At 55.9% G+C, this 21,398-nt stretch carries 23 protein-coding genes; 14 read left to right on the forward strand and 9 right to left on the reverse strand.

Features of this window, described 5'->3' with window-relative positions; genetic code table 11:
* Positions 1 to 67: 67 nt before the first annotated feature.
* Positions 68 to 853, reverse strand: coding sequence for a zinc ABC transporter permease subunit ZnuB (gene znuB / locus RTM13_RS00640; RefSeq protein WP_312209312.1), 786 nt, complete (start codon positions 851 to 853; stop codon positions 68 to 70).
* Positions 850 to 1,605, reverse strand: coding sequence for a zinc ABC transporter ATP-binding protein ZnuC (gene znuC / locus RTM13_RS00645; RefSeq protein WP_312209314.1), 756 nt, complete (start codon positions 1,603 to 1,605; stop codon positions 850 to 852). Before znuC ends, znuB begins: the two co-directional genes overlap by 4 nt.
* Before the next feature lie 78 nt (positions 1,606 to 1,683).
* Between znuC and znuA the strand changes: the two genes are divergently transcribed.
* The 3 genes from znuA (at position 1,684) to lpxM (ending at position 5,111) form a co-directional block, all read left to right on the forward strand.
* Positions 1,684 to 2,628, forward strand: a complete 945-nt coding sequence (gene znuA / locus RTM13_RS00650; RefSeq protein WP_312209316.1) for a zinc ABC transporter substrate-binding protein ZnuA — start codon at positions 1,684 to 1,686, stop codon at positions 2,626 to 2,628.
* Between the two features lie 15 nt (positions 2,629 to 2,643).
* On the forward strand, positions 2,644 to 3,969 hold the full coding sequence (mepM, locus tag RTM13_RS00655) for a murein DD-endopeptidase MepM (protein WP_312209318.1): 1,326 nt from the start codon (positions 2,644 to 2,646) through the stop codon (positions 3,967 to 3,969).
* A gap of 146 nt (positions 3,970 to 4,115) precedes the next feature.
* Entirely contained in the window at positions 4,116 to 5,111 is a 996-nt protein-coding gene (gene lpxM, locus RTM13_RS00660; protein WP_312209319.1) for a lauroyl-Kdo(2)-lipid IV(A) myristoyltransferase, read from the forward strand.
* Between the two features lie 84 nt (positions 5,112 to 5,195).
* Here the strand turns inward: lpxM and pyk are convergent, their stop codons facing one another.
* Positions 5,196 to 6,638 (reverse strand): pyruvate kinase, encoded by a 1,443-nt coding sequence (pyk, locus tag RTM13_RS00665; protein ID WP_312209321.1) that lies wholly within the window; start codon positions 6,636 to 6,638, stop codon positions 5,196 to 5,198.
* A gap of 126 nt (positions 6,639 to 6,764) precedes the next feature.
* On the reverse strand, positions 6,765 to 7,634 hold the full coding sequence (locus RTM13_RS00670) for a MurR/RpiR family transcriptional regulator (RefSeq protein WP_312210100.1): 870 nt from the start codon (positions 7,632 to 7,634) through the stop codon (positions 6,765 to 6,767).
* A gap of 345 nt (positions 7,635 to 7,979) precedes the next feature.
* On the opposite strand from RTM13_RS00670, the gene zwf reads away from it, so the two are divergent.
* The 3 genes from zwf (at position 7,980) to kdgA (ending at position 12,206) form a co-directional block, all read left to right on the forward strand.
* A complete protein-coding gene (gene zwf / locus RTM13_RS00675) occupies positions 7,980 to 9,455 on the forward strand; it encodes a glucose-6-phosphate dehydrogenase (protein WP_312209322.1) in 1,476 nt (491 codons plus the stop codon).
* 258 nt (positions 9,456 to 9,713) lie between these two features.
* Positions 9,714 to 11,525 carry a phosphogluconate dehydratase gene (gene edd / locus RTM13_RS00680; RefSeq protein WP_312209323.1) on the forward strand — a complete coding sequence of 604 codons (1,812 nt, stop codon included), beginning with the start codon at positions 9,714 to 9,716 and terminating at the stop codon, positions 11,523 to 11,525.
* Between the two features lie 39 nt (positions 11,526 to 11,564).
* Entirely contained in the window at positions 11,565 to 12,206 is a 642-nt protein-coding gene (kdgA, locus tag RTM13_RS00685; protein ID WP_042391344.1) for a bifunctional 4-hydroxy-2-oxoglutarate aldolase/2-dehydro-3-deoxy-phosphogluconate aldolase, read from the forward strand.
* Between the two features lie 123 nt (positions 12,207 to 12,329).
* Here kdgA and purT read toward each other — a convergent pair whose 3' ends face one another.
* Positions 12,330 to 13,508, reverse strand: a complete 1,179-nt coding sequence (purT, locus tag RTM13_RS00690; protein ID WP_312209325.1) for a formate-dependent phosphoribosylglycinamide formyltransferase — start codon at positions 13,506 to 13,508, stop codon at positions 12,330 to 12,332.
* Between the two features lie 130 nt (positions 13,509 to 13,638).
* On the opposite strand from purT, the gene RTM13_RS00695 reads away from it, so the two are divergent.
* From RTM13_RS00695 to ptrB, 4 genes are all read left to right on the forward strand, one after another.
* Positions 13,639 to 13,947: a YebG family protein gene (locus RTM13_RS00695; protein ID WP_312209326.1), complete on the forward strand. Its 309-nt coding sequence runs from the start codon at positions 13,639 to 13,641 to the stop codon at positions 13,945 to 13,947.
* Positions 13,948 to 14,012: 65 nt separating this feature from the next.
* Entirely contained in the window at positions 14,013 to 14,360 is a 348-nt protein-coding gene (yebF, locus tag RTM13_RS00700) for a protein YebF (protein WP_312209328.1), read from the forward strand.
* Positions 14,361 to 14,454: 94 nt separating this feature from the next.
* Positions 14,455 to 15,114 carry a tellurite resistance TerB family protein gene (locus RTM13_RS00705; RefSeq protein WP_312209329.1) on the forward strand — a complete coding sequence of 220 codons (660 nt, stop codon included), beginning with the start codon at positions 14,455 to 14,457 and terminating at the stop codon, positions 15,112 to 15,114.
* Positions 15,115 to 15,198: 84 nt separating this feature from the next.
* The gene (gene ptrB, locus RTM13_RS00710) at positions 15,199 to 17,256 is read left to right on the forward strand and encodes an oligopeptidase B (RefSeq protein WP_312209330.1); all 2,058 of its coding nucleotides are present in this window, start codon (positions 15,199 to 15,201) and stop codon (positions 17,254 to 17,256) included.
* Here ptrB and exoX read toward each other — a convergent pair.
* Positions 17,253 to 17,915, reverse strand: a complete 663-nt coding sequence (exoX, locus tag RTM13_RS00715; protein ID WP_312209332.1) for an exodeoxyribonuclease X — start codon at positions 17,913 to 17,915, stop codon at positions 17,253 to 17,255. The two genes, ptrB and exoX, sit on opposite strands and share 4 nt — an antisense overlap.
* A 23-nt stretch (positions 17,916 to 17,938) precedes the next feature.
* Positions 17,939 to 18,169, reverse strand: coding sequence for a DNA polymerase III subunit theta (locus RTM13_RS00720; RefSeq protein ID WP_312209334.1), 231 nt, complete (start codon positions 18,167 to 18,169; stop codon positions 17,939 to 17,941).
* A 134-nt stretch (positions 18,170 to 18,303) separates the two neighbouring features.
* Between RTM13_RS00720 and yobA the strand changes: the two genes are divergently transcribed.
* From yobA to RTM13_RS00740, 4 genes are all read left to right on the forward strand, one after another.
* Entirely contained in the window at positions 18,304 to 18,678 is a 375-nt protein-coding gene (yobA, locus tag RTM13_RS00725) for a CopC domain-containing protein YobA (RefSeq protein WP_312209335.1), read from the forward strand.
* A gap of 1 nt (position 18,679) precedes the next feature.
* Positions 18,680 to 19,549 (forward strand): copper homeostasis membrane protein CopD, encoded by an 870-nt coding sequence (gene copD / locus RTM13_RS00730; RefSeq protein ID WP_312209336.1) that lies wholly within the window; start codon positions 18,680 to 18,682, stop codon positions 19,547 to 19,549.
* Between the two features lie 15 nt (positions 19,550 to 19,564).
* Positions 19,565 to 19,903, forward strand: coding sequence for a YebY family protein (locus RTM13_RS00735; RefSeq protein ID WP_312209337.1), 339 nt, complete (start codon positions 19,565 to 19,567; stop codon positions 19,901 to 19,903).
* 517 nt (positions 19,904 to 20,420) lie between these two features.
* Positions 20,421 to 20,762, forward strand: a complete 342-nt coding sequence (locus tag RTM13_RS00740) for a DUF1971 domain-containing protein (protein ID WP_312209339.1) — start codon at positions 20,421 to 20,423, stop codon at positions 20,760 to 20,762.
* A 63-nt stretch (positions 20,763 to 20,825) separates the two neighbouring features.
* On the opposite strand, the gene RTM13_RS00745 is transcribed toward RTM13_RS00740, so the two are convergent.
* Both RTM13_RS00745 and RTM13_RS00750 read right to left on the reverse strand, forming a co-directional pair.
* Complete coding sequence (locus RTM13_RS00745) at positions 20,826 to 21,017, reverse strand: YebW family protein (protein ID WP_312209341.1); 192 nt, start codon at positions 21,015 to 21,017, stop codon at positions 20,826 to 20,828.
* 101 nt (positions 21,018 to 21,118) lie between these two features.
* A complete protein-coding gene (locus tag RTM13_RS00750; RefSeq protein ID WP_312209342.1) occupies positions 21,119 to 21,358 on the reverse strand; it encodes a YebV family protein in 240 nt (79 codons plus the stop codon).
* Between the last annotated feature and the right edge of the window lie 40 nt (positions 21,359 to 21,398).

A 21,398-nucleotide genomic window follows, 5' to 3' on the forward strand; every position in this document is an offset into this window, starting at 1 on the left:
CTTATCCGGCCTACAAAACCCGTAGGCCCGGTAAGCGACGCGCCACCGGGCAATGGGATGCTGCATTCTACTGTGCTGGTTTCTTCATCATGCTGAAGATAAACAGCACCGCGGCGCAGAGCACCACCGAGGGACCCGCCGGCGTGTCATAGAATGCCGAGAAGGTCAGACCGCCGGTGACGGCGAGCATTCCGACTGCTACCGCAACCCCGGCCATCTGCTCCGGCGTGCGGGCAAAACGGCGGGCAGTGGCGGCGGGAATGATCAGCAGTGAAGTGATGATCAGCGCGCCGACAAACTTCATCGCCACGCCAATGGTCAGAGCGGTTACCAGCATCAGCAAGAGCTTCACCCGCTGTAGTTTCACCCCGTCAACAAAGGCCAGATCCGGACTGATGGTCATCGACAGCAGGCTACGCCACTGCCACATCAGAATACCGATGACGATAGCGACCCCTATGCCGAGGACAATCAGGTCATCCGGCGTTACCGCCAGCAGATCGCCAAACAGATAGGCCATCAGATCGACGCGAATATTCGACATCAGGCTCACGACCACCAGACCCAGCGACAGGGCGCTGTGCGCCATGATGCCCAGCAGGGTATCGATCGCCAGATGCGGGCGCTTCTCCAGCCAGACCAGCCCGCCGGCAAGCAGCAGCGTGACGGCAATCACCGCGTAGAAGGGGTTTACATCCAGCAGCAGGCCAAAGGCGACGCCGAGCAGCGACGCATGGGCGAGGGTATCGCCGAAGTAGGACATCCGACGCCAGACAACAAAGGAGCCAAGCGGGCCTGCGGCACAGGCCAGCATGATCCCGGCCAGCCAGCCGGGCAAAAGTAGTTCAATCATGAGTTTCCATTTCCCCGGCGCAGTACGATACGGCCCTGTAGATCATGGCGATGGTTATGGTTATGGCGATAGATACCCAGCTGTTCAGCACCGCGCGGGCCGAACATTGAGATGAACTGCGGATGCATGGCAACCACCTCAGGCGTACCGGAGCAGCAGATATGGTGGTTCAGACACAGTACCTCATCGGTTTTTGCCATCACCAGATGCAGATCGTGAGAAACCATCAGCACGGCGCAGTTTAGCTCCCGGCGCAGCTGGTCAATCAGATCGTAGAGTGCCACCTGGCCGTTGACGTCCACGCCCTGGGTTGGTTCATCCAGCACCAGCAGCTGCGGCGCGTTGAGCAGGGCGCGGGCCAGCAGCACACGCTGGGTCTCACCGCCGGAGAGCTTCTGCATCGGGGCGTCAATCAAGTGTCCGGCCTGAACACGCTTAAGAGCAGGAAGGATATCCTCCTTACGCGTACCGGGACGCAGGCGCATAAAGCGGCTGACGGTCAGGGGCAGGGTGGCATCCAGATGCAGCTTCTGCGGAACATAGCCAATGCGCAACGCCTTGTCGCGCTTGATCGTCCCGGTGTCGGCTGCTACCAGGCCAAGCACCACCCGCACCAGGGTCGATTTCCCCGCGCCGTTTGGACCCAGCAGGGTTAAAATTTTTCCGGGGCGTAGCACCAGCGAAATGTCAGACAGGACGCGGCGTTGGCCGAAAGAGACGGACACGTTTTCTAGTGAAACAAGATTTGTCATAGTGTTTAAGGGCTTGCACAAGTCATAGAATGTTATAATATCACATTTCACTTACTTGTTACGATGGTTAGTCGCATTATGTTACATAAAAATACGCTTCTTTGCGCTGCAATTTCCACCGCTCTGATGGGCATAACCATGGCTCCAGCCAACGCCGCCGTTGTCGCTTCGCTTAAGCCTTTAGGCTTTATTACGGCCGCTATTACCGATGGCGTGACTGAGACAGAAGTACTACTCCCGGACGGTGCCTCTGAGCATGATTACTCATTGCGCCCGTCTGATGTAAAACGCTTAAAAAGCGCGGACTTAGTGGTTTGGGTTGGACCAGACATGGAAGCCTTCATGCAGAAGTCAACCCAGCAGCTTCCGGCGCAGAAACAGCTGGCGATTGGTGAACTGCCCGACGTAAAACCGCTGCTGATGAAAGGCAGCGATCATGACGAAGATGAGCATGAGGGGCATGACCACCACGGAGAAAACGGTGACGAACATCACCATCATGGCGACTACAACATGCACATCTGGTTGTCACCCGAGGTAGCGCGCCTGGCAGCGGTTGCAATCCATCAAAAATTAGTGGAAGTTATGCCGCAAAGTCGAGCCAAGCTTGACGCCAACCTGCGCGATTTTGAGGCACAATTGGCCGATACCGATAAGCAGGTCGGCACTGAGCTCGCACCCGTGAAGGGGAAAGGGTACTTCGTTTTCCATGACGCCTATGGCTACTACGAAAAACACTATGGTCTGACGCCGCTCGGCCATTTCACCGTTAACCCTGAAATTCAGCCCGGTGCGCAGCGTTTACATGAAATCAGAACACAGTTAGTTGAGCAAAAAGCAACCTGCGTTTTTGCTGAGCCACAGTTCAGGCCAGCGGTCGTAGAATCTGTTGCGAGAGGAACATCTGTGCGAATGGGGACGTTAGATCCTCTGGGCACCAATATTGCGCTGAGTAAAACCAGCTACGCGCAATTTTTGAAACAACTCTCAAACCAGTACGCGAGCTGTCTGAAAGGAGATTAACGAGGAAGTGAATACGTGCAACAGATAGCCCGCTCTGTCGCCCTGGCATTTAACAATTTGCCTCGACCCCACCGCGTTATGCTGGGGTCGCTTACTGTTCTCACATTAGCGGTCGCCGTCTGGCGACCCTACGTGTACCACCCTACATCAGCCCCGATTGTAAAAGCTATTGAGCTGGAGAAGAGCGAAATCCGCTCGCTGCTGCCGGAAGCCAGTGAGCCTATCGATCAGACCCTGCCCGATGAAGTGGAAGATATTCCCCAGGATGAGCTGGACGATAAAACCGGTAACGAGGCGGGCGTACATGAGTACGTTGTCTCTACCGGGGATACGCTCAGCAGCATTTTGACTCAGTACGGTATGGATATGGGCGACGTTACCCGGCTCGCCAGCGCGGACAAAGAGCTGCGTAATTTGAAGATCGGCCAGCAAATTTCCTGGACCCTCACCCCCGACGGCGATCTGCAGCGCCTGACCTGGGAGATGTCGCGCCGTGAAACCCGCACCTACGACCGCACGGAGAGCGGCGGGTTTAAAATGAGCAGTGAAGTTCAGCAGGGTGACTGGGTTAACACTACGCTGAAAGGCACGGTAGGCGGTAGCTTTGTTGCCAGCGCCAAAGACGCCGGGCTTAACAGCGGTGAAATTAGTTCAGTGATCAAAGCCATGCAGTGGCAGATGGACTTCCGCAAGCTGAAAAAAGGCGATGAGTTCTCGGTGCTGATGTCCCGGGAGATGCTCGACGGCAAGCGTGAGCAGAGCCAGCTGCTTGGTGTGCGTCTGCGTTCAGAAGGAAAAGACTACTACGCTATTCGCGCTGAAGATGGCAAATTCTACGATCGTAACGGCACCGGGCTGGCGAAAGGCTTTATGCGTTTCCCTACGTCCAAGCAGTTCCGCGTATCGTCAAACTTCAACCCGCGCCGTCTGAACCCGGTGACCGGCCGCATTGCTCCGCATAAAGGCGTCGATTTTGCCATGCCGCAGGGTACGCCGGTGCTGGCAGTGGGCGATGGCGAAGTCGTCACGGCCAAGCGTAGCGGAGGGGCGGGCTACTATGTGGCGATCCGTCACGGTCGTACCTACACCACGCGCTATATGCACCTGCGTAAGCTGCTGGTGAAAGATGGCCAGAAAGTGAAGCGAGGCGACCGTATCGCGCTCTCGGGTAATACCGGCCGCTCAACCGGCCCGCACCTGCACTATGAAGTGTGGATCAACAAGCAGGCGGTCAACCCGTTAACGGCCAAGCTGCCGCGTACCGAAGGGCTGACCGGCAGCGATCGCCGCGACTATCTGGCGCAGGTGAAAGAGGTGACGCCGCAGCTGCGCTTCGACTAGTTTGCCCAGCACGATAGCTATTAAAGCCGGTTGCCCATGCGCACCGGCTTTTTCTTTTGTGTGAAGCTATACGTCTCGCTAAACTATCACGTTAACTGATACCTGATGATTTCTCTGACTCGAGTCTGTCGGCTCCCGGAAGATGCATGGAAACGAAAAAAAATAACAGTGAATACATTCCCCAGTTTGAAAAGGAGTTCCTTCTGCCACGCTACTGGGGAGCCTGGCTGGGGGTTCTCGCGCTGGCAGGCGTGGCGCTTGTACCGGCCTCGCTACGCGATCCGCTGCTGGGCAAGCTTGGGCGTTTTGGCGGCCGACTGGGTAAAAGCGCCCGCCGCCGGGCGCAGATAAACCTGCTCTACTGCTTCCCGGAGAAGAGCGTAGCCGAGCGGGAAGCGATCGTTGACGAGATGTTTGCTACTGCTCCCCAATCGATGGTGCTGATGGCCGAGCTGGCGATACGCGGCCCGGAAAAAGTTGCCGGGCGCGTAGAGTGGCAGGGTAGAGAGATTATCGATGAGATGCAGCGTAACGGTGAGAACGTGATCCTCCTGGTGCCGCACGGCTGGGGCGTGGACATTCCGGCGATGCTGATGGCTTCCCGAGGGCAGCCTATGGCTGCGATGTTCCATAATCAGGGGAATAAGGTATTCGATTACATCTGGAACAAGGTGCGTCGCCGCTTCGGCGGGCGTCTGCACGCGCGCAACGACGGCATCAAACCTTTTATTCACTCGGTGCGCCAGGGCTACTGGGGCTACTACCTGCCCGATCAGGACCACGGCCCGGAGCAGAGCGAGTTTGTTGACTTCTTTGCCACCTACAAAGCGACGCTGCCTGCCGTTGGTCGTTTGATGAAGGTCTGCCGCGCCCGCGTTGTTCCGCTATTCCCGGTATATGACAGCAAAACGCATCGCCTGACTATCCTGGTGAGGCCGCCCATGGACGATCTGCTGGACGCTGACGATAACACCATCGCCAGAAGGATGAATGAAGAGGTGGAGCACCTTGTCAGCCCACATCCGGAACAGTACACCTGGATCCTAAAGCTGCTTAAGACGCGCAGGCCTGGCGAGCAGGAGCCGTACAAGCGCAAAGAGCTGTTTCCAAGGAAAGAGAGGAATACGCTTGATGGCGGGTAAACGCCGGGTGGCGCTTCGCTTACCCGGCCTACTACACATATCGTAGCCCCGGTAAGTGCAGCGCCACCGGGGAATACGCGAACTTTAATCCACGGTCAGGATGCGGGTGGTGTTGGTGGTACCCACGGTGCCCATCACGTCGCCCTGGGTGACGATAACCAGATCGCCGGAGACCAGGTAGCCCTTATCGCGCAGGAGGTTGACCGCATCATGAGCGGCGACCACGCCGTCGTTGTTGCTGTCGAAGTACACCGGGGTGACGCCACGGTAGAGCGCGGTAAGGTTCAGGGTACGTTCATGACGTGACATGGCGAAGATCGGCAGACCGGAGCTGATGCGCGAGGTCATTAACGCGGTGCGGCCCGACTCGGTCATGGTGATGATAGCGGTAACGCCCTTCAGGTGGTTTGCCGCATACATCGCTGACATCGCGATGGCCTCTTCCACATTCTCGAACTGGATATCGAGGCGGTGCTTAGAGACGTTGATGCTGGGGATCTTCTCGGCACCCAGGCAGACGCGGGCCATCGCGGCCACGGTTTCTGCTGGATACTGTCCGGCAGCGGTCTCGGCAGAGAGCATAACGGCATCGGTGCCGTCCAGTACGGCGTTTGCTACGTCCATCACTTCGGCACGGGTCGGCATCGGGTTAGTGATCATCGACTCCATCATCTGGGTGGCGGTGATCACCGAACGGTTAAGCTGACGTGCGCGGCGGATCAGCGCCTTCTGGATACCCACCAGCTCAGGGTCGCCAATCTCTACGCCGAGGTCGCCACGGGCAACCATTACCACGTCAGAGGCGAGGATCACGTCATCCATCGCGTCCTGGTCGCACACGGCTTCCGCACGCTCAACCTTGGCGACGATTTTTGCATCACAGCCTGCATCGCGCGCCAGGCGACGCGCATAGTTCAGATCTTCCCCGCAGCGCGGGAAGGAGACGGCCAGGTAGTCAACGCCGATCTGCGCGGCGGTGATGATATCCGCCTTGTCTTTATCGGTCAGCGCTTCAGCGGAGAGGCCACCGCCCAGCTTGTTGATGCCTTTGTTGTTCGACAGCGGACCGCCAACGGTCACTTCGGTAAAGACCTTCATGCCCTGAACTTCAATCACCTTCAGCTGCACGCGACCGTCGTCAAGCAGCAGGATGTCGCCAGGGACCACGTCCGCAGGCAGGCCTTTATAGTCGATGCCGACGCGCTCTTTATCGCCTTCGCCTTTACCGAGGTTGGCATCAAGCAGGAACTTGTCGCCGATGTTGAGGAAGACTTTCCCCTCTTTGAAGGTCGATACACGAATTTTTGGACCCTGCAAATCCCCGAGAATAGCCACATGACGTCCCAGTTTTGCCGCAATCTCGCGCACTTTATCTGCACGCAGCTTGTGATCTTCTGGCGTGCCGTGGGAGAAGTTCATACGTACCACGTTAGCGCCAGCAGCGATGATCTTTTCGAGGTTATTATCGCGGTCGGTAGCTGGACCCAGGGTGGTAACGATTTTAGTTCTGCGAAGCCTTCTGGACATGTATTACTCCGTTGACTGAAACAACCAGGTGTTGCGTGAATATGAATTCGGCAGTTCTGGGCGCCGATTTGGCAAATCAAAAACTTAACCGAATGCCGTAATGAATTACAACGCTGTTATAAAATTTTAATGTTTATCGCTCCCGGTCAGGAGCTCCTTATCAAAACGCGATTCCTTAAGCGCTTCCTTGACTCGCTTCAAGTTATCTCTGAATTTTGCTCCGCGGCGGAGGGTAAAACCCGTCGCCAGCACGTCGATGACCGTTAGCTGGGCCAGGCGCGAGACCATGGGCATATAGATGTCGGTATCTTCCGGCACGTCCAGGGTGATGGCAAGCGTCGCTTCACGGGCCAGCGGCGTCCCCGCCGAGGTGATGGCAATCACCATTGCATCGCTTTCGCGGGCCAGCTGCGCCAGCTCTACCAGACTTTTCGTTCGCCCAGTGTGCGAGATGAGCACCACCACGTCATCTTCGTTACAGTTCATACAGCTCATACGCTGCAGGACAATATCATCGGTGTAGACGACCGGCACGTTGAAGCGGAAGAATTTGTTCATGGCGTCGTGGGCAACCGCCGCCGACGAGCCAAGGCCAAAGAAGGCAATCTTCTTCGCCTGAGTAAGCAGGTCCACAGCGCGATTGACGGCAGGCATATCCAGCGACTGGCGAACATGATCCAGACTGGCCATCGCCGACTCAAAAATTTTACCGGTATAGGCCTCAACGCTGTCATCTTCATCGACATTGCGATTAACATAGGGCGTACCGTTAGCCAGGGTTTGGGCCAGATGCAGCTTAAAATCGGGGAAGCCGCGGGTTTCCATGCTGCGGCAGAAGCGGTTAACCGTGGGTTCGCTAACGCCTGCCTCCTGTGCCAGAGCGGCAATGCTTGAGTGGATGGCCTGGTCCGGAGAGGAGAGGATGACTTCCGCCACTTTTCGTTCGGATTTGCTAAGGTGTTCCAGCTGAGACTGAATTTTTTCCAGCATGTTCATTATTAACGGAGTGCCCATGGCTAAAATCAATTTCAATAACGGATGAAATTGTGCTGCGTTTCAGTCGATATTACCCTTGTGAGAGTCGGAAAGGTAAAGAACCACGGGAAATTTTGTTGTTTTTTTTCATTACATGATCAGAGTCGGATTTTAGCTACTCGATTCCGGACAAATTCCCTGACTTTTCAGGGCGATTAACCCAATTTTTAGCCGCCTGAGCGAAAACGCACAGGAGGTTAAGCGGTAACGGTTTCGGGTTTTACGTAAAAGCAGTACAGTGCAGTGTAATAAAATTACAGCTATGCCCTGGCGAAAGTACCAGGGCTGCCAACTGAGGAGAATGACATGGCGGTAACGCAAACAGCCCAGGCATGTGACCTGGTCATTTTCGGCGCGAAAGGCGATCTTGCACGCCGGAAATTGCTGCCTTCCCTGTATCAGCTAGAAAAAGCAGGCCAGATCCACCCGGAGACGCGTATCCTTGGGGTAGGGCGTGCGGACTGGGATAAAGAGAAGTACACCGAAATCGTGCGTGAAGCGCTCGAGACCTTCATGAAAGAGAAAATCGATGAAAGCCTCTGGGATACGCTGAGCGGACGCCTCGATTTCTGTAATCTTGACGTCAACGATACCTCCGCGTTTACCCGCCTCGGTGAGATGCTCGATCAGAAGAATCGCGTCACCATCAACTATTTCGCCATGCCGCCGAGCACCTTTGGTGCCATCTGCAAAGGCCTGGGTGAGGCAAAACTCAACGCCAAGCCAGCGCGCGTGGTGATGGAGAAGCCGCTGGGTACCTCTCTCGACACCTCCCGTGAAATCAATGACCAGGTGGGCGAGTACTTTGAAGAGTGCCAGGTGTACCGTATCGACCACTACCTCGGTAAAGAGACGGTGCTGAACCTGCTGGCGCTGCGCTTTGCTAACTCCCTGTTCGTCAACAACTGGGACAACCGCACCATCGACCACGTGGAGATCACCGTGGCGGAAGAGGTGGGCATCGAAGGCCGCTGGGGTTATTTCGACCAGGCCGGACAGATGCGCGATATGATCCAGAACCATCTGTTACAGGTTCTCTGCATGATCGCCATGTCGCCACCGTCGGATCTCTCTGCGGACAGCATTCGTGATGCGAAAGTGAAGGTGCTGAAATCCCTGCGCCGTATTGACCGCTCAAACGTGCGTGAAAAAACCGTACGCGGCCAGTACACCGCCGGCTTTGCCCAGGGCAAAAAAGTGCCGGGCTATCTGGAAGAAGAGGGCGCGAACAAAACCAGCAACACCGAAACCTTCGTGGCCATCCGCGTGGATATTGACGACTGGCGCTGGGCTGACGTGCCGTTCTACCTGCGTACCGGCAAGCGTCTGCCAACCAAATGCTCCGAAGTGGTGGTTTACTTCAAGACCCCGCCGCTCAACCTGTTTAAGGAGTCCTGGCAGGATCTGCCTCAGAACAAGCTCACCATCCGCCTGCAGCCGGACGAGGGCGTGGATATCCAGATCCTCAACAAAGTGCCAGGCCTCGATCACAAGCACAATCTGCAAACCACCAAGCTCGATCTGAGCTACTCCGAGACGTTCAACGAAAGCCATCTGGCCGATGCCTACGAGCGTCTGCTGCTGGAGACGATGCGCGGCATCCAGGCGCTGTTCGTGCGCCGCGATGAGGTGGAAGAGGCGTGGAAATGGGTCGACTCCATTACCGAAGCATGGGCAATGGATAACGAGTCACCGAAGCCTTACCAGGCCGGGACCTGGGGACCGGTTGCGTCGGTAGCGATGATCACCCGCGATGGCCGTTCCTGGAACGAATTCGAGTAATTAACTCACCGCTTTCAAACGGCCCTGCGGGGCCGTTTTTTTTGTTTATCACGCCGCTATTTTACCGGTAACATGATCTAACACAGATTTCCGTACAATTCTTACTCTTTTGCACTTGCCCTGGATTCACCCTTAACGCTTTTTTTATTACACTGGCTGAAGCGATTTTGCCTCCGGCATGCGGCGGATTAATGGTTTGCGTATTCTCCCTGTGTTAATGATACCGCCGTCCGGGACACCTAATTTTCAGGAGCCTTTATGAATTCGACATTGTTACGGGTAACAAAGCGTATTATCGATCGTTCGCATGCCACCCGCAGCGCTTACCTTGCCCGCATCGAACAGGCGAAAAGCAGTACCGTCCACCGTTCGTCGCTGGCCTGCGGTAACCTGGCTCACGGTTTCGCCGCCTGCCAGCCGGAAGATAAAGCCTCGCTAAAAAGCATGCTGCGTAACAACGTCGCCATTATCACCTCCTACAACGACATGCTCTCCGCGCACCAGCCCTATGAACGCTACCCTGACATTATCCGTAAAGCTCTGCACTCGGTTAATGCTGTAGGCCAGGTTGCAGGCGGCGTACCGGCTATGTGCGATGGCGTCACACAAGGCCAGGATGGCATGGAGCTTTCTCTCCTCAGCCGGGAAGTGATCGCCATGTCCGCTGCGGTCGGCCTGTCGCACAACATGTTTGACGGTGCGCTCTATCTTGGCGTCTGCGATAAAATCGTCCCGGGACTGGCGATGGCCGCGCTGTCGTTTGGGCATCTGCCAGCGCTGTTTGTGCCGTCAGGACCGATGGCCAGCGGCCTGCCTAATAAAGAGAAGGTGCGTATTCGCCAGCTTTATGCCGAGGGCAAAGTCGACCGTATGGCGTTGCTCGAATCCGAAGCGGCCTCTTATCATGCACCAGGCACCTGCACCTTCTACGGCACGGCCAATACCAACCAGATGGTCATTGAATTTATGGGCATGCAGCTGCCCGGCTCATCATTTGTACATCCTGACGCGCCGCTGCGGGAAGCCCTGACCGTAGCTGCCGCACGCCAGGTGACTCGCCTGACTGGCAACGGCAACGAGTGGATGCCGCTCGGCAAGATGATTGACGAGAAGGTGGTCGTCAACGGCATCGTCGCCCTGCTGGCAACCGGCGGCTCCACTAACCACACCATGCACCTGGTGGCGATGGCGCGTGCTGCGGGCATCATCATCAACTGGGACGACTTCTCTGAACTTTCCGAGGTGGTTCCCCTGATGGCGCGCCTCTACCCGAACGGCCCGGCGGATATTAACCACTTCCAGGCCGCGGGTGGCGTACCAGTGCTAATGCGTGAGCTGCTGAAGGGCGGTCTGCTACATGAAGATGTCAACACCGTAGTGGGTCACGGTCTGTCTCGCTACACCCTTGAGCCGTGGTTGAACGAGGGCGAGCTGGACTGGCGCGAGGGCGCCAGCGCCTCGCTGGACAACGATATCATTGCCTCTATCGACAAGCCGTTCTCGCATCACGGCGGCACGAAGGTGCTCAGCGGCAATCTGGGCCGTGCGGTCATGAAGACCTCCGCCGTCCCGGTAGAGAATCAGGTGGTTGAGGCGCCTGCGGTGATTTTTGAGAGCCAGCACGACGTGTTACCCGCCTTTGAAGCCGGTCTGCTTGATCGTGATTGCGTGGTTGTTGTCCGGCATCAAGGGCCAAAAGCCAACGGCATGCCAGAATTACATAAACTGATGCCGCCACTTGGTGTATTATTGGACCGCCGTTTCAAAATCGCATTAGTCACCGATGGACGGCTCTCCGGCGCATCAGGTAAAGTACCGTCGGCGATCCATGTAACACCAGAAGCGTATGACGGCGGGTTGCTGGCAAAAGTACGTGAGGGCGATATCATCCGCGTAAATGGACAGACAGGGGAGTTAACTCTGCTGGTGGATGACACCGAGCTTGCTGCACGTCAGCCGCACATTCCTGACCTGAGTAGCGCGCGCGTCGGTACTGGCCGCGAAATGTTTAGCGCACTGCGTGAAAAACTCTCCGGTGCTGAGCAGGGCGCAACCTGTATCACTTTTTAAACTGATAAATTTTTTAGATCGGGCGAGAGAAAAACTCTGATGAAAAACTGGAAAACGAGTGCTGAAGCAATCCTGAAGACGGGTCCTGTGGTACCGGTTATCGTGGTGAACAAACTGGAACATGCTGTACCGATGGCGAAAGCCCTGGTGGCCGGTGGCGTTCGCGTGCTGGAAGTCACTCTGCGTACCGCCTGCGCCATGGATGCGATCCGCGCCATTGCGAAAGAAGTGCCGGAAGCAATCATCGGTGCCGGTACGGTACTGAATCCGCAGCAGCTGGCGGAAGTGACCGAAGCGGGCGCGCAGTTTGCTATCAGCCCGGGCCTGACCGAGCCGCTGCTGAAGGCAGCAACCGAAGGCACCATTCCGCTGATCCCAGGCATCAGCACTGTGTCTGAACTGATGCTCGGCCTCGACTACGGTCTGAAAGAGTTTAAATTCTTCCCGGCTGAAGCTAACGGCGGTACCAAAGCGCTGCAGGCGATTGCCGGTCCGTTCTCACAGGTGCGTTTCTGCCCAACCGGCGGCATCTCTCCGGCGAACTACCGTGACTACCTGGCGCTGAAGAGCGTTCTGTGCATCGGTGGGTCATGGCTGGTACCGGCTGACGCGCTGGAAGCGGGCGACTACGATCGCATTACTAAACTGGCTCGCGAAGCAGTAGAAGGCGCGCAGCAGTAAGGTCTTGTTCTGCCGGGTGGCGGCTTCGCCTTACCCGGCCTACAACGGCTTGATACCGTAGGCCTGCGCAAGCGAAGCGCCGCCGGGCAATGCCAACCAAAACGGGCCATTCGGCCCGTTTTTTTACCCCTTCACCACCACGCCTGCGGCGGCTTTTTTTGCTCGTTCCACCGCATCCTCTATGCTATCCCCGGTGGCTAACGCCACACCTAACCGCCGCGTGCCGTCAATCTCCGGCTTGCCGAACAGGCGCAGCTGTAGTCCAGCTCCTACTGCGGCCTGCACATTATCAAAGGTCACATTATCGCTCTTCAGTTCCGGCAGGATCACCGCCGAGGCTGACGGGCCGTACTGACGTACTCCGCCTATCGGCAGACCGAGGAAAGCGCGTACGTGCAGGGCGAACTCGGAGAGATCCTGGGAGATCAGCGTAACCATACCGGTATCATGCGGACGCGGCGACACCTCGCTAAAGATCACCTCATCGCCGCAGACAAACAGCTCTACGCCAAACAGGCCGTAGCCCCCAAGCGCCAGCACGACTTCGCGGGCGATAGCCTGCGCGCGGGAGAGGGCCAGCTCGCTCATCTGCTGCGGCTGCCAGGACTCACGGTAGTCGCCATCTTCCTGACGATGGCCGATAGGATCGCAGAAATGCACCCCGTCCACGGCGCTAACGGTCAGAAGCGTGATTTCGAAATCAAACTTGACCACGCCTTCGACGATGACGCGTCCCGCTCCGGCGCGACCGCCGAGCTGGGCGTACTGCCAGGCATCACGCAGCTGGTCGGCGCTGCGAATAAAGCTCTGCCCCTTGCCGGATGAGCTCATCACCGGTTTAATGATGCACGGCAGGCCCAGCGCCGCGACCGCCTCTTCAAACGCGGTTTCGCTGTCGGCAAAGCGGTAGGTCGAAGTAGGCAGGTTCAGCTCTTCGGCGGCCAGGCGGCGGATCCCCTCCCGGTTCATGGTCAGCTTCGCGGCGCGGGCGCAGGGCACCACCTGCTGACCCTCGGCCTCAAGCGCCAGAAGCATATCGGTGGCAATGGCTTCGATCTCTGGAACGATAAAGTCCGGTTTTTCCTGCACCACCAGCGCTTTCAACGCCTCGACGTCCAGCATATTGATTACGTGCGCACGGTGGGCGACGTGCATCGCCGGGGCGTCGGCATAGCGGTCAACTGCAATCACTTCGATGCCTAAACGTTGACACTCAATGGCCACCTCTTTACCCAATTCACCGGAGCCTAATAGCATTACACGCGTGGCAGCCGGACGCAGCGCGGTACCTAAAAAAGTCATAATATCCACCGTTTAAAAATTTCGGACTATTATACACGAAAACGTTTGCGTGTCTTTTTTCGGCTTGCAATCAGCGTGCGAATTGCTTACTATTATACTGTATAAATAAACAGGTAAATGAGGCTGCATTATGGCGGTTGAAGTCAAATACGTGGTAATCCGCGAAGGTGAGGAAAAAATGTCTTTTGCCAGCAAGAAGGAAGCCGATGCTTACGACAAAATGCTCGATCTGGCAGAAGTGCTGGAGGGCGTGCTGGTAAATGCACCCGTTGCGTTTGATGACGAACAGCGTGAGAAGATGGCGCTCTGGCTGGCTGAGCAGAAAGAGACCTTCAGCGCGGTGTTCCGCTCCGGTAAGCTGCCGGACCCCGATGCGGCTCCGACAAAAAGCGATACCGTAACGGATATGCCTGCGGCGAAGCGTACCAAAGCAGCCTAACAGCAGCTTGCGCTGCCGGTAATTTGTACCATGCTTTGAGTGGGTTATGCTCACAGGAGATAAGCATGAACAGATTAGGACTACTGCTTGGCCTGGCCGTGCTGGCCGGCAGCGCTAGCGTACAGGCAGCGAATAACAAATCCGTGAAGTTCCCCAGCTGTGAAGGGCTGGATGCCTCCGGTATCGCTGCCAGCGTCAAACGTGACTATCAGCAAAATCGTATTGCGCGATGGGCTGACGATCAGGAGACGCTGGGGCAAGCCGATCCGGTTGCCTGGATTAACGTCAAAGAGATTACCGGCAAAGACGATAAGTGGACTGTTCCGCTGACCGTGCGCGGTAAAAATACCGATATCCACTATCGGGTAGCGGTGGACTGCAAAGGCGGCAAGGCCGTTTACACGCATCAATAACCGAAGCCGCATTTTCTCTTCTTTAGCCAGCTTAGACATTTCCTGACAACCCCTCGCTTACTCTGTGGTCTGACACAGAATAATCGGGGGAATTATGACTAACTGGATGAATCAACTACAGTCGCTGCTGGGCCAGAAAGGAGCATCCGCCTCGTCGGGCGACGGGCAGGGGCTGAGCAAGCTGCTGGTGCCGGGTGCATTAGGTGGCTTGGCGGGACTGCTGGTCTCAAACTCCTCTTCCCGCAAGCTGCTCACCAAATATGGTACCAGCGCGCTGCTGGTTGGCGGCGGGGCCGTTGCCGGCACGGTGCTGTGGAACAAATACAAAGATCGCGTGCGGACTGCGCACCAGGACGAGCCGCAGTTTGGTCAGCAAAGCTCGCCGCTGGACGTGCGCACTGAACGTCTAATCCTTGCCCTGGTCTTTGCTGCGAAAAGCGACGGCCATATTGATGCCCGCGAGCGCGAAGCGATTGACCTGCAAATGCGGGAAGCTGGCGTTGAAGAGCAGGGCAGAGCGCTGGTGGCTCAGGCCATTGAGCAGCCGCTCGATCCCCAGCGGTTGGCCCGTGACGTGCGTAACGAGGAGGAAGCACTGGAGCTGTACTTCCTCAGCTGCGCCGCTATCGATATCGATCACTTTATGGAGCGCAGCTATCTTAACGCTCTGGGTGACGCCCTGAAGATCCCGCAGGACGTGCGCGACGGCATTGAACAGGACTTAAAAGAGCAAAAAAGCGCGTTGCCAGGCTAGCTTACACGCGTTGGTGGCGCGTTTCGCTTGCAACATGCGTGGGTTTTGCCACCCTTATAGGGTGTAAACTGAAAAGATAACGCTATGCCACCAAAAGCAAAAACAGTACCGCACGTCATGAACCTGCATGGCGATACGCGAACAGACAACTACTACTGGCTGCGCGACGATACGCGCTCGGATCAGGATGTCCTGGACTATCTGCACCAGGAGAACGACTATGGGCGCGACATAATGGCCTCCCAGCAGGCGTTACAGGATCGCCTGCTGAAAGAGATTGTCGATCGTCTTCCCCAGCGCGAAGTCTCCGCTCCCTACACCCGCAACGGTTACCGCTACCGGCACGTTTATGAACCGGGGTGCGAATACGCTATCTATCAGCGCCAGTCGGTGCTCAGCTGTGAGTGGGATGAGTGGCAGGTGCTGCTGGATGCCAACAAGCGCGCCGCCCACAGCGAGTTCTACACCCTCGGCGGGCTGGCCGTTTCGCCGGACAACAAAATCATGGCGCTGGCGGAGGATTATCTCTCCCGGCGTCAGTATGGCCTACGTTTTCGCAATCTGGAGACCGGCAACTGGTATCCAGAGATGCTGGATAACGTCACGCCGGATTTTGTCTGGATCAATGACTCTGAAACCCTCTACTACGTGCGTAAGCATGCTAAAACGCTGCTTCCTTACCAGGTCTGGCGGCACACCATCGGTACGCCTGCGGCCCAGGATGAGCTGGTTTACGAGGAGAAGGACGAAACCTTCTACGTTAGTCTTCATAAGACAACCTCCCAGCACTATGTGATCATCTATCTTGCCAGCGCCACGACCAGCGAGTGCCTGCTGTTGGATGCGGAGCTGCCGGATGCGCAACCCATTATGTTCCTGCCCCGGCGTAAAGATCACGAGTACAACCTCGATCACTACCAGCACACTTTCTACCTGCGCTCCAACCGTGAGGGGAAAAACTTTGGCCTCTACCGGACTAAGGTGCGCAATGATAAGCAGTGGGAGGTGCTGATCCCGCCCAGGGATCACATCATGCTGGAGGGTTTTACACTCTTTACCGACTGGCTGGTGGTGGAGGAGCGCCAGCGCGGCCTGACCAGCCTGCGGCAGATCAACCGTAAAACCCGCGAGGTCACCGGCATCGCCTTTGACGATCCGGCCTATGTGACCTGGCTTGCCTATAACCCCGAGCCGGAAACCTCCCGCTTGCGCTACGGCTACTCCTCGATGACAACGCCGGATACCCTGTTTGAGCTGGATATGGACACCGGTGAACGACGGGTGCTTAAGCAGACGGAGGTCCACGGCTTTGACGCCAGCCAGTACCGCAGCGAACACCTTTGGATCAAGGCGCGCGATGGCGTAGAGGTGCCCGTATCGCTGGTCTACAACCGTAAACACTTCCGGAAGGGGCAGAATCCGCTGCTGGTCTACGGCTACGGCTCCTACGGCACCAGTATTGATGCCGATTTCAGCAGCAGTCGCCTGAGCCTGCTGGATCGCGGCTTTGTCTTTGCCATCGCGCACATTCGCGGCGGCGGCGAGCTGGGACAGCACTGGTATGAGGACGGTAAGTTTCTTAAAAAGAGAAACACCTTTAACGACTATATTGACGTCTGTGATGCACTGTTGAAGCAGGGTTATGGGTCTACACGCTACTGCTACGGCATGGGTGGCAGCGCGGGCGGGATGCTGATCGGTACGGTTATTAACGAACGCCCTGGCCTGTTCCACGGTGCTATTGCCCAGGTGCCCTTTGTCGATGTAGTCACCACCATGCTCGATGAGTCCATTCCGTTAACCACCGGCGAGTTTGAGGAGTGGGGGAACCCGCAGGATGAGACCTACTATCGCTACATGAAAAGCTATAGTCCATACGATAACGTCACCGCACAGGCCTATCCGCATCTGCTGGTCACCACCGGGCTGCATGACTCCCAGGTACAGTACTGGGAGCCAGCCAAGTGGGTAGCAAAACTGCGGGCGACGAAAACCGACGATAATCTGCTGCTGCTCTGTACGGATATGGATGCAGGCCACGGTGGGAAATCGGGCCGCTTTAAATCCTATGAAGGCGTTGCGCTGGAGTTTGCTTTTCTTGTGGCGCTGGCGCAGGGCACGCTGCCCGGTAAGAAGAGTTAGTTTTCATCAAGATAGTGCTTTAACGTCAGCCGCAGTTCGGGACTCATGCGCTCCAGGTTATTGTACAGCCAGCGCAGGTAGCCTGGATCGCGGTCGGCGATCTCAGATACCGCTTTGCCCCGATATTTACCAAAGGTAAAAGTCGTCATCAGGGCAGGACGACCGGTAATCGTCGCCATCTGGTCTGGCGTCCAGCCCGAGGTATCCATGATGTCAATCAGCAGCGCAGCGGTAATGTAGCAGTCATACAGCGCACGGTGGTGATGCAGCCCCGGCGGTGTCTGTACGTTCAGCTTACGCGACTTATAGAGCGCCATATTGCCGTACTGGATCCCCGGCCACAGCCGGCGGGCCAGCTTCATCGTGCAGATCCACTCACCTGGCATCTCCGGCAGCACGCGACGATCGAAGCTGGCGTTATGCGCAACGTACCAGCTGCTGCCCAGATAGTGCGGCAGAATATCTTCGATCCAGGGCTGATCGGCAACCATCTCTTCGGTAATGCGGTGGATGGCCATCGCCTGACGGCTGATGGGGCGATCCGGACGCACAAGGTGACTCATCGGGTTAACAATCTGCCCGTCAATAACGTCCACCGAAGCAATTTCAACGATGCCGCCCTGCAGGCCGCAGGTTTCAGTATCGATTACGCGTAACATCTTATCTCCAGAAACCGGGTCGATTATTTGATCTTAGGCTCATAGGGCAGGCGTGAGAGCGACACGGATGCCAGGCGATGGGCGATCAGCCGTTCGCGAAACCAGTCGCGCAGATGAGCGGGCTGCTCGCGCTCAACCACTTCTGCGATAACCGGCATATTGTAGCGCTCTTTAAAGGCCACGCCAGCCGCTGCCAGGTCAACGTTAACTTTGTCCATCTCATCCTGAGGCAGTTGTGCAAGATTGATTTTCATAGGTCCTCCCGGTTATACGGCGCAAAATTACTAAGCCTGCCGCAGAAAGGCAAGTCCACGCCTGTACAGACTCGACTCGTACATTATACAGAGTTATTCTTTGTGCTATACACATAACAAAAAGGAATAGAACGATGGGTTTTACCGCAAAGTATACCTGCCGCGCGCTGTTATTGGCCGCCTCTCTGGCTGCATCGCCTGTTGTTTTCGCGCATGCCCACCTGAAGCATCAGTATCCGGCCGCAGACGCCAATGTAACGGCAGCTCCGCAGGCGCTGACCCTCAACTTTTCCGAAGGCATTGAGCCTAAGTTCAGCGGCGTAAAGATTACCGGCTCGCAGCAGCAGACGGTAAAAACCGGCGTGGTAAAGCGTAACGATAAGGATAAAACGCAGCTGATTGTGCCCATCGAACAGGCTCTGAAGCCTGACCAGTATACCGTAGAGTGGCACGTTGTCTCTGTTGATGGGCATAAAACCCAGGGCAGCTATCAGTTCAGCGTAAAGTAGTATGCTCGCGTTTTGCTATGTAAGCCTGCTGTTTATCCATTTTCTGACCCTGATGCTGGTATTCGGCAGCAATGCCTTTGCGCACTGGCTTGCCGATCCGGCGCTCCGCTCCGCGTTGCAGCGCCGCTTTATGTTCATGCAGCGTGGTGCGCTGACGCTGGCGTTTGTTTGCGCGCTGCTGATGTTTGCCTTACAGGGCGGTATAATGGGCAACGGCTGGCATGACGTCTGGCAACCGGATATCTGGCTGGCGGTAAGCGAAACGCAGTTTGGCAGCGTCTGGCTTTGGCAGATTATTATCGCGCTGGCAGCCCTGCTGCTCTGTTTTCTGAATTCACAGCAGCAGGGGCGGGTGCTACTGCTGGTCACCGCTCAGCTCCTGCTGCTGGCGAACACCGGTCATGCGGCAATGTATGACGGGGCTATGGGACTGCTTACCCGGGTTAATTACGCCATGCACCTACTCTGTGCCGCCGCCTGGTTTGGCGGCTTGCTGCCGGTGCTGTATTGTATGCGGCTGGTTAAAGCGGAAAAGCGCGTGCAGGCGATCGGCAGCCTGATGCGTTTTTCTCGTTACGGGCATCTGGCAGTCGCAGGGGTGCTGATATCCGGCATCATCAATGCGCTTCTTATCCAGGGGTTGACCCTGCCGTGGCAGAGTTTGTATGGCCGTCTACTGCTGGTAAAATGTGCCCTGGTGCTGCTGATGGTGGCCATTGCGCTGATAAACCGCTACGTGCTGGTGCCACGCTTTCGTATACAGGAAGCGCAGGCGCGTGCTGTTTTTATTCGGATGACACAAGCTGAAGTGGTTCTCGGCATCATGGTGCTGGCAACGGTCAGCCTGTTTGCGACACTTGAACCTTTTTGAATAACTGGCGAAAAAATGAAAAAACGTATTCTCACTCTTCTGTTACTTACCTGTTCTGCCAGCGCGCTGGCCGCCCCCCAGGTGATCACCGTTAGCCGCTTAGACGTGGGTAAAGAGAAATGGGCGTTTAACCGTGAAGAGGTGATGCTTACCTGTCGTCCCGGCCATGCGCTGTTTGCTATCAACCCCAGCACGCTGGTGCAGTATCCGCTCAACGACGCAGCGCAGCAGCAGGTAGCCAGCGGGGAGAACAGCGGCCAGCCAATCTCCATTATCCAGATTGACGATCCGGCGAAACCCGGAGAAAAGATGAGCCTGGCCCCGTACATTGAGCGTGCTGAAAAGCTCTGCTAGTTACAGGTTGATTCATAACAAAAAACCGCAGGCTTCACTGATGAAGCGTTGCGGTTTTTTTGTTTACAGCCGTGACAATTACCCTTTTTTTCCTGCCACCGATGCTGTGGACTGGAAAAGCTGGCGCTGTCATCTATTCTTAAAGTGCCAGGCGTATTTAGCCTGCATTAATGCCAACTTTTAGCGCACGGCTCTCTCCCAAGAGCCATTTCCCTGGACCGAATACAGGAATCGTATTCGGTCTTTTTTTATCTGTTTGAATACTAAAGGTTTTTAGTCTCCCAACTAAATCCACTGAGATCCTACAGGGGTCTCTGTATTCAGATTAAACCATATCATACTCAGCCCCACCGGCGTCCAGGGATTTTTGGGCTATTGATAAATTTTATGGTCTGAGAGCCGATGCGCAAACTCCTCGCTCGCTGGGTTTAAATGATAATGATTTATATTATCAGATGTCTTTACAGTCCAAAAATAAAGATGTATTTTAAATGCATGTTCAATGCCGGAGGTAATTATGAACCATCATAGAATTCCCAAAAACTGGACAATCAAACGCTCAACCCCTTTTTTTACCAAAGATAATGTCCCGGCCGCGCTTTTAAGCCATCACAACACCGCAGCCGGTATTTTTGGTCAACTGTGTGTCATGGAAGGGACTGTTACCTACTATGGCTTTGCAAATGAAGAGGCGGTAGAGCCGGAAGTTAAAGTCGTCATTAATGCGGGTTGCTTCGCGACCAGCCCACCACAATACTGGCACCGTATTGAGATGACCGACGACGCCCAATTCAATATCAACTTCTGGGCCGAGCCTTCCTTCTCTGGTGAAGAAGTTTACAGCGCTAAAAAAGCATAGATGCCCGGCATCTTGCTTTATTCCTAAAGAGTTCGCGCTGGCGAGCACATCTACTCAGAGATGTTAAAAATCGCTGAACTCCTGCGCGGGTCGCCAGAAGCCGTCGATGAAATCCTCTACCGGATAGCAGCCGCCGTGGCGGATCCGCTGCTCCTCCAGAGAGACCAGGCACTGCTGTTCGGTATTGTATACGTCGATAACAATGTCATCACAGCCACCGTCCAGGTAACAGATAAAGAGAACCAGTGCGACCATTCCTTCCTCACTTCCGTACCGCTTAAGTTAAGTGTAGGGGAGGAACGTAAAGAGAGGAAATTCCAGAAGTAAATAACCCGCCGGGCGGCGGGTTCAATGGATTAGCCGAGGCGCATAATCCAGGTGTCGGTCTGTTGATCGTAGTGCTCACGATAAAGCACGGATTGTTCGCCATTGAGAAGCGCCGGAATACTGGTGTCGGCGTCCCACGCATCGAGCTGCATACATAAATCAGGATCGGAGCTGCATGGAATGCGTAACGTTCGCTCTCCTGGCTGCTCGCCCTGCAGCTCAGCATCATCAATTTCAAATTGGCCAATGCGCACGCTGGTTTTCGTCATAATGCTCTCCATTTATCTGCATAATGTGGTACGACCAGTA

Source organism: Pseudescherichia sp. (assembly GCF_031979925.1).
Taxonomy (GTDB): Bacteria; Pseudomonadota; Gammaproteobacteria; order Enterobacterales; family Enterobacteriaceae; genus Pseudescherichia.